11 protein-coding genes are annotated in these 12,453 nt (G+C 37.5%); 5 read left to right on the top strand and 6 right to left on the bottom strand.

Features of this window, described 5'->3' with window-relative positions; translation table 11 throughout:
- Positions 1-9 precede the first annotated feature (9 nt).
- The 4 genes from ID741_RS18375 (at position 10) to ID741_RS18360 (ending at position 2,693) form a co-directional block, all read left to right on the top strand.
- Positions 10-1,161, top strand: coding sequence for an MFS transporter (locus ID741_RS18375; protein ID WP_218327223.1), 1,152 nt, complete (start codon positions 10-12; stop codon positions 1,159-1,161).
- Between the two features lie 57 nt (positions 1,162-1,218).
- Positions 1,219-1,842 (top strand): MBL fold metallo-hydrolase, encoded by a 624-nt coding sequence (locus ID741_RS18370; RefSeq protein ID WP_438721121.1) that lies wholly within the window; start codon positions 1,219-1,221, stop codon positions 1,840-1,842.
- A 71-nt stretch (positions 1,843-1,913) separates the two neighbouring features.
- Positions 1,914-2,069, top strand: coding sequence for a hypothetical protein (locus ID741_RS18365; protein ID WP_438721120.1), 156 nt, complete (start codon positions 1,914-1,916; stop codon positions 2,067-2,069).
- Between the two features lie 90 nt (positions 2,070-2,159).
- The gene (locus tag ID741_RS18360) at positions 2,160-2,693 is read left to right on the top strand and encodes a GNAT family N-acetyltransferase (RefSeq protein WP_438721119.1); all 534 of its coding nucleotides are present in this window, start codon (positions 2,160-2,162) and stop codon (positions 2,691-2,693) included.
- Positions 2,694-2,734: 41 nt separating this feature from the next.
- On the opposite strand, the gene ID741_RS18355 is transcribed toward ID741_RS18360, so the two are convergent.
- Positions 2,735-3,556, bottom strand: a complete 822-nt coding sequence (locus ID741_RS18355; protein ID WP_438721118.1) for a DNA-formamidopyrimidine glycosylase family protein — start codon at positions 3,554-3,556, stop codon at positions 2,735-2,737.
- A 119-nt stretch (positions 3,557-3,675) separates the two neighbouring features.
- Positions 3,676-6,282, bottom strand: coding sequence for a cation-translocating P-type ATPase (locus tag ID741_RS18350; protein WP_438721117.1), 2,607 nt, complete (start codon positions 6,280-6,282; stop codon positions 3,676-3,678).
- A 302-nt stretch (positions 6,283-6,584) separates the two neighbouring features.
- Between ID741_RS18350 and ID741_RS18345 the strand changes: the two genes are divergently transcribed.
- The gene (locus ID741_RS18345) at positions 6,585-7,763 is read left to right on the top strand and encodes a L,D-transpeptidase family protein (RefSeq protein WP_438721116.1); all 1,179 of its coding nucleotides are present in this window, start codon (positions 6,585-6,587) and stop codon (positions 7,761-7,763) included.
- A gap of 171 nt (positions 7,764-7,934) precedes the next feature.
- Here the strand turns inward: ID741_RS18345 and ID741_RS18340 are convergent, their stop codons facing one another.
- From ID741_RS18340 to ID741_RS18325, 4 genes are read right to left on the bottom strand one after another with little or no spacing between them, the layout of a single operon-like run.
- The gene (locus ID741_RS18340) at positions 7,935-8,906 is read right to left on the bottom strand and encodes an aldo/keto reductase (RefSeq protein WP_438721246.1); all 972 of its coding nucleotides are present in this window, start codon (positions 8,904-8,906) and stop codon (positions 7,935-7,937) included.
- Between the two features lie 31 nt (positions 8,907-8,937).
- Positions 8,938-9,888 carry a carbohydrate kinase family protein gene (locus ID741_RS18335; RefSeq protein WP_438721115.1) on the bottom strand — a complete coding sequence of 317 codons (951 nt, stop codon included), beginning with the start codon at positions 9,886-9,888 and terminating at the stop codon, positions 8,938-8,940.
- 16 nt (positions 9,889-9,904) lie between these two features.
- The gene (locus ID741_RS18330) at positions 9,905-10,954 is read right to left on the bottom strand and encodes an NAD(P)-dependent alcohol dehydrogenase (protein WP_438721114.1); all 1,050 of its coding nucleotides are present in this window, start codon (positions 10,952-10,954) and stop codon (positions 9,905-9,907) included.
- A 27-nt stretch (positions 10,955-10,981) separates the two neighbouring features.
- Positions 10,982-12,382, bottom strand: coding sequence for an MFS transporter (locus ID741_RS18325; RefSeq protein WP_438721113.1), 1,401 nt, complete (start codon positions 12,380-12,382; stop codon positions 10,982-10,984).
- Positions 12,383-12,453: the final 71 nt, after the last annotated feature.

The raw sequence follows: 12,453 nt of genomic DNA, 5'->3' as shown, positions 1-12,453 counted from the left end.
GCGAAGATTTTGAATTATAAAAAATATACTTATTTATTAGCTACCGGACACTTATTTGCAGACTTTACTCAAGGAGCGGTAGCGGCGCTTTTACCTTTTTTAATCGCGGAACATCATTATGCTTATGCAGTAGCAGCTGGTTTGATTTTTGCTATGAATTTAGTTTCTTCGATTATTCAGCCATTGTTTGGTTTTTTATCGGATAAATACCGGACGACCTGGATTTTGCCGGTTGCTGTTTTATTGGTGGGCATCGGTTTTAGTTTATTAGGGATTGCGAATTCCTATAATGCCTTAATTTTTTGGGTAACTATTTGTGGAATCGGGATTGCCGCTTATCATCCTGATGCAGCAAAATTAACAAACACTCTTTCCTTAACTAAAAAAGGACAAGGCATGAGTATTTTTACTTTTGGAGGAAATATTGGTTTTGCCATTGGTCCAATTACAGCGACAGCTTTAGTCAATCTTTGGGGCATTCGCGGTGTTTTAGTAGTATTAATTCCAACAGCAATTTTAACTCTTATCTTCACCTTAACTTTACCGAAATTAAATCGTATTGCCGAAGAATTTACTTTTTCAGGAAGTGTTAGTACAGAACCAAAAGAAAAAGATGATTGGAAAATGTTTGGTGTGTTGACGGTGGTTTTGATTGGCCGCTCAATTGCTTTTTATGGTTTGAATACTTTTTTAGCTTTATATTGGGTCAATACTTTACAACAAAGTACTTCTAGCGGCAGTTTTGCCTTAAGTTTGATGTTCATTGTCGGCGCGACTGGCACATTAATCGGTGGACGCTTGGCTGATTATTACGGGCATAAAAAAATTATTGTCTGGAGTTTTTTAGCAGTTCCTCTACTACTGTTTGCTTTAGGCATGACTAGAAATGTCGCGCTGGCCTTTATTTTAGTTGTTCCCATCGGTTTATTACTATTTATTCCTTACAGTTCCATGGTCATTCTAGGACAAAAATACTTGCCAAATAAAATGGGCCTAGCTTCCGGTGTAACCTTAGGACTAGCTGTCAGTGTCGGTGGGATCACTTCACCAATACTTGGAAAAATTGCTGATGTTTCCAGTTTATCAATGGTTATTTTTGTCTTAGCAGCAGTGATGATCCCAGCAGTGATTTGTTCCTTCTTATTAAAAGATAAAAAATAATTTTGAAACAGCTCATTGATTTGAGCTGTTTTTTGAGTAACATATGAATAAAAAATCATGCATTTTGAGGAGGATACAAATGAAAATAAAGTTTTACTGGAAAACACAAAAAGCCAGCGCCAGTTTAAAAATGCCCATGGACTTTCTTTGTTACTCTCATTTAATCAGCAAAAATTCCTCTTTGATACTGGACCCAATCAAAATTTTATTCGAAATGCCCAAACGCTAGCCGAACCGCTAACTGACCTGTCGGGCATCATTATTTCTCACGGTCATTCTGATCATATTGGCGGATTATCTTATTTAGCAAACAAATCCGTGCCATTCTTTCTTTCAAAAAAAACTTTAAAGCCTAGATTCATCAAAGTTCTAGGTAGACAAATCTATGTAGGACCTGAGAAAAAATCTTTAACTACTCTTGAGGCTTGGGGAAATAAAATTTCTAAAGTAACGGAAATTGCCGAAAATTTCTTTCTAATTCCTTTAGAAAAAACCAATAAATCTACGAAGAATCTCTATATGGATCAACCACCTGTTTTGGACGATTTTTCCGATGAATTGATGGCAGTTTATCTTCAATCAGATGGCATGATCGTAATCACCGGTTGTAGTCATCATGGTATTTTGGAAATGGCACGACAAGCTTTAGCCACCTTTCCAGAAAAAAAATCAATTATTTAATCGGTGGTTTTCACTTAATTGGCCTCCCTTATTTGAATAGTTTGGCACAAGCACCCAACGAAATCTTACAGTTGGGTGAACAATTAGCAATTTTGCCGATTGATCGTATTTTAACCGGACATTGTACTGGCAAAAAAGCCTTCACCCTTTTGCATGAAGTACTTGGGGAGAAAATTCAAAATTTTTCTACAGGAGAGGAGTTTTGCCTGTATAGTAATGGTAAATAATGTCGTCTTTAGCCCTACCATTCTCTAATTACTTTTTTTCTAATCAATAGCTTTTTATATTTAAAAAATTTTTTTAAGGAGATAAAAAGTATGAACCTTACAATTCGAGAAGCGTCTGAACAAGACCGAGAAAATATTTATCAAGTGCAGTATCAAGCTTTCAACGAAATGAATGAAGCGGATTTAGCAGATAATATTTTACAAGATCCACTTGCTGAAACTATTTCTTTGTTAGCATTTGATAGTGAAGAAGCCGTTGGACATATTCTATTCAGTCGGGCCAAGATTGCTAATGCTAAAATGCCCGCTTCATTGATGATTCTCGCACCATTAGCAATTATTCCTGCTTATCAAAAAATGGGGATTGGCGGACAATTGATTGAAGCTGGACTGACTATTTTGCAGAAGAAGAAAATAGATTTAGTCTTTGTGTTGGGACATATTGACTATTATCCTCGCCATGGATTTAAGTCAGCCTTAGCACAAGGCTTCATTCCCCCTTATCCTACAGAAAAAGGACAAGAAGACGCTTGGATGTTTCAGCCGCTATCTTCAATCAATTTGACTGATATCACAGGGAAAATCATCCCAACAAAAACATTAGATCAACTAGAATATTGGTAGAAAAAACCACTTTAGCAGATTTCTGACTAAAGTGGTTTTAGTTATTTTTGACAGCCTTCACAATAGTAAACAGTACCGCCTAAAAAGCTGACTTTTTGAATCTCGTCACCACAACGGGGACACGAATTTTTCCAAGTTTTACTGGAAAGAATTGTTTGGTAGCCACCAGGTTGTTCATAAAAATCTTTTTCCGTATTGCGACCGCCCTCTGCCACAATTTTTGCTAAAATCGTTTTCATACTTTGATACAATTCAGTGATATCTTCAGGAGACAATGTATTCAGCTTCCGCTTAGGTAATAACTTTGCCGTAAAAAAGATATCGTGGAGACTGCCATTGCCAAGTCCTGGAATCCGTTGTTCAGTTCCCATGAAACCTTTTAAACTAATAGTTGGCTTAGTTTCAGCTACTAATTTTTGAAAGTATGCCTGATTGAAATCTTCACTCAGTGGACTGGGTTTTTCTACCGCCACTTGAAAATATTCATTTCCTGGCAGTGCCTCATTTTGCAACATCATAGCGCCATACATACTAACTGAGCAAGCTAAAATATAACCATCAGAAAAAGTGAGGGAAAATTGATACTTTTTCGGTAATTTTTCTCCTGCTGATAGCCAATAAAAATTCAAGCCTTCACTAAAAGACAAACGACAATCTGCTAATTCCAATAAAACATAATTGCCAACACTGGAAACTTGTTCAACCTTCTTACCCACAAGCCACAAATCATAAGTCTCTTCTTCTGTCGAAAAAAAAGCAAAACGATGGGGCGAGTTACCAAAGGATACCTGACTAATGGTTTTGCCCACTAGTTCTTTTTTCATTTGTTGCGACAAAACTTGTGCTTCTGCGATTTCAATCATTGCTTCACTTCCTTTTTCCTTTAATCATACCATCTTTATAAAACACAAAAAACCCGCGAATGATCTTCTCACCCCTTTAAACTTTTTAGGATGAAAAATCCTCATTCACGAGTTATCAATTAGCTTACTTTATAAGATTTTCCTAAATTCAGATTCTTTTCTTTTTGACCAAACAATCCTAAGCGTTTCTTCACTTCCACATATACCAGCGGCATAATTGAAAGTATAGCGACTAAAATCCAGCTTAATCCAGATATATTGGTTAATCCGAAAACACTGCCGACACTTGGCGTAATAACTACTAGCATCAGAATAATTGAACCGGCAATTGTGGTCGTTAACAACAGTTTATTACTTAAAATACCTAGTTTAAAAATGGATCGTTTACTTCGGCAATTATACATATGAACAATCGTTGTCAAACCAAGCACTAAGAAAATCATGCTATTATTTCCAGCAAACAAGTTGGTATATTTGGCTGCCACCACAGCAATCAAACTTAATACTGTAAAGACAATCGAAATATCGATAATGTTTTTCAACAAGCCACCAGCAAAAATACTGGTGCCTTTTTTAATTGGTTGACGTGCCATAATATCATCATCAGCCGGTTCCACACACAAACTAAAACCAGGAATGCCGTCTGCCACCACTTTAATCAATAATAACTGGATCGCTGTTACCGGTGCTCCCCAACCAGCTAATAGAGAAATCAATACAATCGACAAGGCAGAAATATTACAACCGAGCATCGCATAAAGTGATTTACGTATATTACTATAGACCCGACGTCCTTCTTTAATCGCATCAACAATTGTCGCGAAGTTATCATCTAATAAAACCATATCGGCTGCTTCTTTCGCAACCTCTGTTCCGCCACCCATAGCGATACCAACATCAGCTGCTTTTAAAGCGGGCGCATCATTTACACCGTCGCCAGTCATTCCCACCACTTCATTATTTTGTTGTAAGGCTTTAACGATTCGAATTTTATCTTCTGGTGATGTTCGGGCAAAAACACTGTATTGATCAATTTGTTGATTTAGTTCTTCGTCAGATAGCTTCGCCAAATCGGCACCAGTCATGGCTTTTTGGCCATCGGTTAAAATATTGACTTGACGAGCGATTTTTTTAGCAGTAAGCAAATGGTCGCCGGTAATCATAATTGTCCGAATACCAGCTTTTTTAGCCATTGCAACTGCGGGGGCGCTTTCTGCTCTGGCAGGATCGATAATACCAATAAACCCACCAAAAGTTAGCTCATTTTCTAATTGATCAGTTGTGAAATCTTGTGGATTGGTTGACCAAAATTTATAGCCTAAAGCCAATACTCGGTAAGCATCAGCCGCTAATTCATCGTGGATAGCCACAGCTTCTTGCGGCTGATCTTGAAATTTCAGCCGGTCAAAAGCACCTTTGGTAATCGATAGGAAACCGTCATCGACTTGATAAACCACCGTCATTTGCTTACGACTGGAATCAAAAGGAACTTCTTTAATTTTTTGGTAATCCGCCATAAAGGTTTCCACTTCGGAATAAGTAAATTGATTTTGCGTTAATTTGTTAATGGCTAATTCAGTCGGATTGCCAGTTTCTCGATCACTAGCTAAATAGAAATATTGGATTAATTTTTTTTCGTCAGCTGATAAAGTTTCGTCAACTTTTTTAAGTCCCCCATCTGGCAGCCAAACTTTTTTTACGGTCATTTTATTTTGTGTAATCGTACCGGTTTTATCTGAACAAATAACTGATAAGTTTCCGACAGTTTCAACTGCCATTGGTGTGCGAACGATAGTATTTTTCTTAGCCATATTGCTCATACCGTAAGATAAAGAAATCGTAACCACGACCGGTAAAACTTCCGGAATTGCCGCCACAGACATAGAAATAGCAATCATCAAAATTTCTGTCAAAGGATAACCACGCAACAAACCAATCACTATCGCTAATAAGCCGGCAAAAATAGCAACCGCACCTAAGATTTTTCCTAGCTTTTGCATTCTGACTTGTAATGGAGCTGGTTTTACTTCTTCAGTTTGTAGTAAATTAGAAATTTTTCCGATTTCCGTTTTATCAGCAGTTTCAGTAACAATCATTTCCGCCTTGCCGCTAGTTACCAGTGAGCCGGAAAACACGCGGTCCTTACGATCACCTAAAGACGCATCAGCTGCTGAAAATTGATTTGGATTTTTTTCGCTAGGCTCGCTTTCTCCAGTTAAGAAAGATTCATCAATTAAAAAGTCCGTAGCCGAAACTAAAACGCCATCGGCTGGTACGCGATCGCCGACTCCTAAAAGAACAATATCACCGGGAACAATTTTGGTACTGTCGATTGTTTCCGTTCCTTCAACTCGTTTGACTTTTGCTTGCGGAATACTGAATGATTTTAATTTATCCATCGATTTTTCGGCTTTTTTTTGTTGATTAATCGATAGATATAAGTTTAATAAGACAATCCCGAAAATAACAATCGGTTCGGTTAAATCATCAGGATGATTGGTGAGCGCCACGTAAGTCGATAGGGCTGTCGCAATCAGTAAAATGATAATCGTGATGTCTTTTAAAGCATCAATTAAATATTGCAGGAAGGACTTAGGCTGTTTTTCCGGCAGACGGTTTTCACCATATTCAGCGAGCCTATTTTCGACATCGGCTTGACTGAGTCCGTTAGCGACCTTCGTTTGATACTGACTTTCATAAGTCAGAATTTTTTTAGCAATTTCCATGTTAAAAAACTCCTGTAATAAATATTTACTAAATAAAAAAGGCCAGGGAAATCAACCTTAAAGCCTAGGGTTGATCTCTCTGACCGTAATTGAAACTCTTCCGGCGAACAGTTTCAAGTCATCTATTTAGTATGTGCCACTATTATTAGCACAGATTTTTGAGGGAGTCAAATTATTTCAAAAAAATCTCGACTCTCACAAATGGTGATTTACCCTCCGCTGATTTTGTGGTAACGTTTTTGTAGGTGTGTTTTAATTAGGATCAATAGTTACAATTAATATTTTAGGAAGGAATTGATGATTTGAAAAAAATATTATTGAGTGTTTTTGGTATCTTAGCAGCAATAAGTTGCTTTAGCTCTTCAGCATCAGCTGCCAACCAGGGCAGTCAAAAAATGTATCGGATGTATAATCCAAATTCAGGCGAACATTTTTATACAGCCAACTTAGGGGAACGAGATAATTTAGTGAATCTCGGCTGGAATTATGAAGGCATCGGTTGGGTTGCCCCACAAGCGAGTGATCAACCAGTTTATCGGATGTACAATGAAAATGCCAGCGATCATCATTATACTTTATCCCGCGGAGAAGCAGATTATTTAGTTGAACAAGGTTGGAAAGATGAAGGCATCGGTTGGTATTCTTCGGAAACAGAAGAATTAGCCATTTATCGTGCCTATAACCCAAATGCAGTATCTGGCTCCCACCATTATACTTATGATAAAAATGAAATTAATTCTTTAGTTGATGTTGGATGGAAAGATGAAGCAATTGGCTGGTATGGTATTAGTGAACCGACTTATGATGGAGAGAGCATCCATAGTATCAATCGTTTAACTAACCGACACGGTCGTGTGTCTAACACAGACATTTTAAATGCAGCTCAAACTGGCAATTCAAGTGTCGTTGGCAATACCGCAAATTATGCCAATTTAGTAGCTACTTTAAAAACAGAAGTAAAAACTAACTATGGCACCTATTACGAAATTGCTTTTCCCGATACAGCGATTGGTTGGGTCGAAGCTAGTGCAATTACTGAGGTAAAAGATTACTGGCGCTATACAACCGGCGGACCTTATCCTAGTTTAGCTGTGCCGAATTTGAATATTGAAGTCTCTTATAATAACAAACGGACATATATCAAATCAGGCGCTAACGTAATTTACACTATGCTTTCTCAAAATGTCAATTCAAAATATCAAGCCTTAACTGGCAATTATCAGATTAATGGTTATCGCGCAGATACTTTTTGGAGTCTTTGGGGTGGAGCAAACTATGCAGTTGGTTGGCAAGATGCCTTATATCTTTTCCATAGTGTGCCAATCACTTCAAAAAACGGCCCTTATGATGCGTCTTCAGGTGAACGATTAGGCGTCGTAGGTGACGGGGTTTCAGCTGGTTGTGTTATCTTATCTGTAGAAGATTCCAAATGGTTGTACGAAAATATTCCAACTGGAACACCAGTGAATATTCATTGGTAAAATAGACGATTTCAACAATAAAAGTTACCGATAAAGTTTATTTTGACTTTATTGGTAACTCTTTTTATTGTTATCAATCAAAATGGGATACAAATGTTAAAAAAAAACGACCACTAAGTTAGACTTTTATGCTAACTTAAAGGGTCGCTTTATTATATTCAACTTTTATTTTTATGAAATTTTCTCTGCTAATTCCCGCATATATGCAACATCTTCTTTTGATAATTGAATGTCTAATGCTTTACTGTTTTCATCCAATTCTTCTGGTGTGGTAGATCCACTCAAAACATTAATATTATCCCCTTGGGCTAAAATCCAAGCAATCGCTAAATTAGCAATACTACAGTCATATTTTTCACACAACGGCTGCCAAAGTTCAATCATATCCACTACTTTAGCTAGGTTTTCTGGCTCAAACCATTTTTTACCATATCGGGCTGTCCCTTTTGGTGCGATATAATCTTTATCGATAGCACCTGTTAAAATACCCATTTCTAATGGTGAATAGGCTTGTACAGTTACGCCATGTTCTTTACATAATGGCAGTAATTCCTCTTCAACTTGACGATCCAAAATACTATATTTCGCTTGAATAATATCTAATTGTCCCTGTTTCAAGTATTCTTTGACATGATCCACATCAACATTGGCCGCGCCGATTCCACGGATTTTGCCTTCAGCTTTCAATTCATTTAAAACTTCCATCGTTTCAGAAATTGGTGTAAAGAATGGCTCTACTGATTGCCAATGACTCATGTAAATATCAATATAATCTGTCTGTAAACGTTCTAAGCTCGACTCGACTTCTAAGCGAATCGATTCTTTTGAGAGATTTTTATATAATGATTGTTCACCAACCTTGTTGAAAAAAGCTCCCTCTCGTTCCCATGTAATCCCAAATTTAGTGATAACTGTGTATTTTTCACGGTTGCCTTTGATAGCTTCACCGACAATTTTTTCACTGTTACCAAAATTATAGCCTGGTGCCGTATCTAAAAAGTTTAAACCTAAATCTAAGGCATGTTGGATGGTTTTAATTGACTGTTCCTTATTATCTTTGTTGCCAAAGGCCGGTCCGCCACCAATCGCCCAAGTTCCTAAACCAATTCGTGAAACTTCCATGTCTGTTTTGCCTAATGTCATATTCTTCAAGAGTTTTTCTCCACCTTCGTTTTTATTTATAGTTTTTAATCATTGTTTCTACTTGTTCACGACTTTTCACGCCGGCTGTTGCTCCGAGAGATTCGATTGACACAGCTGCGACAGCATTGCCAAAATAGGCACATTCTTCAAAAGCTTTGTCTTGTAATAATTCGGCGATAAAACCAGAAACGAAATTATCTCCCGCGCCAATCGTATCAATCTTGACATCACTGTCTTTTCTAAAGGCTGGTACAATTTTTTCTATTTTGGCATTTTTTAAATAGCAGCCTCGTTTTCCGATTTTTATTACCACATTTTTAACGCCTAAATCTAAGAATGTGTCAGCAATTTCGGCCAATTCAGACTTGCCGGTTAATTCTTCCGCTTCTTCTAAGTTAGGAAAGAAATAATCGACATATGATAAAGCCTCAGAAATATCAGCTAGACTTTCCCCTAAACGACTTTTCACCATATCAGCACAAATAATCATTTTTTCAGCCTGAGCTTTTTTAAATATCTTGACTAAAGCGTCATTATTTAACAAAGGATTGTTGAAAATACTTGCCAATGACAAAACTTTGGCGTCTTTTATCGCAGTCAAATCAATATCATCAATACTCATTTTCCATAAACTACCATTGCGATTAGTTACAAAAGTTCGTTCACCATCTTCTCTCACCATGCCGATATTTAAAGATGTGGTTAATTTAGGATCGACCGTTAGATGATCGGTAATAATCTGATTTTCCTTGGCAAATTCTTGAATAAACATGCCGGCACCATCGTTGCCAACTGCACTCATCAAGGAAACCCGGTTGCCTAAACGGGTAATAATTGTTGCTTCATTAATTGCATCGCCGCCAATTTTCATGGAAATATCGTCTAACGGATAAGAAACTTCTTTAAAAATAAAATCTCCCACCGGATATAAAGGAATATCCACAATTGCGGCACCAATACAAATTACATCCACCTTACTCATTCAGTTCAACTCTTTTCTAATCTAATTTCGCCACACGAATAACACCCTTGATCAAATCACTCTTATTATTTACTGAGAATTCAAAAGCTTCTTGCGTATCTTGATAGTCAAAATATTTATCCGCCATCGACAATACATCAAATTTTCCACTAGCAATCATACTGATAGTTTTCGGATAATCGTTAGCATAACGGAATACCGTTTGAATCGAAACTTCTCGATTAATTTTCAAGAAATCAACAGGCGTATCTCCTGGAATTGTCCCAACAATCAAAATTTTACCGCGACGTTTGACTAATTCTAGTGCCATTTTAGCCGTTGGAATCGCACCTGCTGTTTCGTAAACCACGTCGGCGCCATATTGCCCAACAACTCCTTTGACTTTTTCCACTAAATTATCTTCTCGACCATCAAAAATTGCCGTAGCACCTAGCTCTTTGGCTTTATCTAGACGATTCTGTAAGACATCAATCACAACAATTTCCGCAGCACCCATTAATTTAGTCGCTTGCACCGTCATTAAACCAATACAACCGGAACCTAAAATTACGACTTTTTTTCCTAATAAGTCTCCCGCCATTTCACCAGCGTGAATGCCGACAGCTGCTGGCTCTACTAAAGCACCTTCCACCATTGTCATCTTGTCTGGTAATAAATAAGTCATATCTTCTGGATGAGTTAAATAATTAGTCAAAGCGCCTTTATAATTTGGCTGTGTCGCCATAAAATCAACATCTGGACAAACATTATAGTGACCTTCTAAACAAAATTCACACTTGTAACAAGGCACGCCAGGCTCGATACATACACGATCACCAACTTTAAATTTGGTAACATCGGCACCTACTTTTTCAACAACGCCTGCCATTTCATGACCTAAGCCAATCGTTTGATTTGGATCTTTTGGTGGAATGTAAGGACCATGCTGGAAGCCGTGGACATCTGAACCACAGATTCCGACATCACCAACTTTGATTAAAACCTCGTGGGCTTTTGGTTCAGGTATTGCGGTTTCTTTGATGATCATTTTTCCTGGATGCTCTAAAATTGCTACTGTATTTTTCATGTTTGACTTGCTCCTTTATAGTTAAATTTATTTGATTGAACTAATGATGGGTGTGACTAGTTGCTCCTTTGGGTCATCGATACTAATTTCCTCCACTGATTTCTTACGGGTTTCAATCCCGAAAATTGCTAGAATCAAGGCACAAAATCCTAAGGCACAGCCTAAAACAATGAACACAGTGGTAACACTATAATTGGTTAAAATCCAAGCAATAATGTAAGGGATTACAATTGCAACAATTCGACCAATCGAATTGGAAATACCTGAACCGCGCATCTTAGCTTTTGTCGGCCAAATTTCTGGTGCGTAAACTGCCGATGAAAAACTATTGTAAATATATAAAATAAAAATTAATAAAACACCGATAGCAATAATCCCAACTTCGGTTGTTTGTAAAGAATAAACATAGCCGAGTATAGCAATCAATAAAATCAAGCTGACCCCAAACCATTTACGGGGAAATTTATCAACAATTAAAGTTGAAACAAACACGCCACAAGGTGCTCCCAGCATGATTAAGGTGGTCATCAATAAAGATTTCGAAATATTGATACCACTATTAACGAAAATTGTCGGAATCCAAACTGTAATCGTATAAAGGGAAATATTCATCGCTACTAAAACCGTCGTTGCTACAATTGTCCGGATGCCTAAAGCCCCTTTGAAGAATGATCCAAACGAAATTTTCTTCTCTACCCTGTTGGATGAAGTTCCATTACTGTCAGTTTCTAAATTCAGTGACGCTCCTTTTTCTTTTTCAATCCGAGTGACAACTTTGGTCACAATTTCTTTAGCTCGAGCTTCTTGATTATTTTCAGCACACCAGCGTGGTGATTCATCTAAAAATTTAGAAACTAAAATAAAAATAATAAAGGAGGCCGCTGAACCAACCACAAACATCGTTCGCCAACCTAGTGTCGGAATAATTAAGAAACTGGCTGATGCGGCAATCAATGGCGATAAATTTCCTAAAAATGAAATCCGCGCCGACCATTTACCACGGACATTTGCCGGAATAAATTCAGTGAAGGAAGCATAACCAATCACGATGCCAGATCCCATTCCTATGCCCATCCCACCACGACAAACAATCAAGAAATAGATATTCGGCGAGAAACTGGCCAGTAAAGAGAAAATTGCAAAAAGTAAAATGCTTAATTGGTAAGCTTTTTTTCGACCAAAACGATCACCAAAATTTCCACCAAACAAAGATCCGATGAAAAATCCGATCATCATAGCTGAAGAAAATGCTGCATTTAAATAATTATTTGACCAACCGCTGGCTACCAAATCGGCTAAAATTGAACTGCCGGAAGAATTCAAGAAACCATTTATCTGTAATCCAAAGCCGATAAGCAAAAATACTTGCCAGTGCCATCTGGAGATCGGCAGCTGATCCAACTTTTTACCAATGTCTCTACTGTTCATGATTGACCCTCCTGTTTGTTTACGCTTTCATTCGATATCTATATATTACTTCAACAAAACCAAACTGTCAA

The sequence above is a fragment of the Enterococcus sp. AZ103 genome (assembly GCF_051714685.1).
In the GTDB taxonomy this organism is placed as follows: domain Bacteria; phylum Bacillota; class Bacilli; order Lactobacillales; family Enterococcaceae; genus Enterococcus_A; species Enterococcus_A alishanensis.
Note: the sequence above shows the minus strand (reverse complement) of the source record. Positions and strands in the feature narration are given on the sequence as shown.

Excerpts from the sequence above, each read along its gene's own strand:
- ID741_RS18370 (WP_438721121.1), top strand. The coding sequence starts at position 1,219 with ATGCATTTTGAGGAGGATACAAATGAAAATAAAGTTTTACTGGAAAAC.
- ID741_RS18330 (WP_438721114.1), bottom strand. The coding sequence starts at position 10,954 with ATGAAAAATACAGTAGCAATTTTAGAGCATCCAGGAAAAATGATCATC.
- ID741_RS18340 (WP_438721246.1), bottom strand. The coding sequence starts at position 8,906 with ATGACATTAGGCAAAACAGACATGGAAGTTTCACGAATTGGTTTAGGA.
- ID741_RS18360 (WP_438721119.1), top strand. The coding sequence starts at position 2,160 with ATGAACCTTACAATTCGAGAAGCGTCTGAACAAGACCGAGAAAATATT.
- ID741_RS18325 (WP_438721113.1), bottom strand. The coding sequence starts at position 12,382 with ATGAACAGTAGAGACATTGGTAAAAAGTTGGATCAGCTGCCGATCTCC.
- ID741_RS18335 (WP_438721115.1), bottom strand. The coding sequence starts at position 9,888 with ATGAGTAAGGTGGATGTAATTTGTATTGGTGCCGCAATTGTGGATATT.
- ID741_RS18350 (WP_438721117.1), bottom strand. The coding sequence starts at position 6,282 with ATGGAAATTGCTAAAAAAATTCTGACTTATGAAAGTCAGTATCAAACG.
- ID741_RS18355 (WP_438721118.1), bottom strand. The coding sequence starts at position 3,556 with ATGATTGAAATCGCAGAAGCACAAGTTTTGTCGCAACAAATGAAAAAA.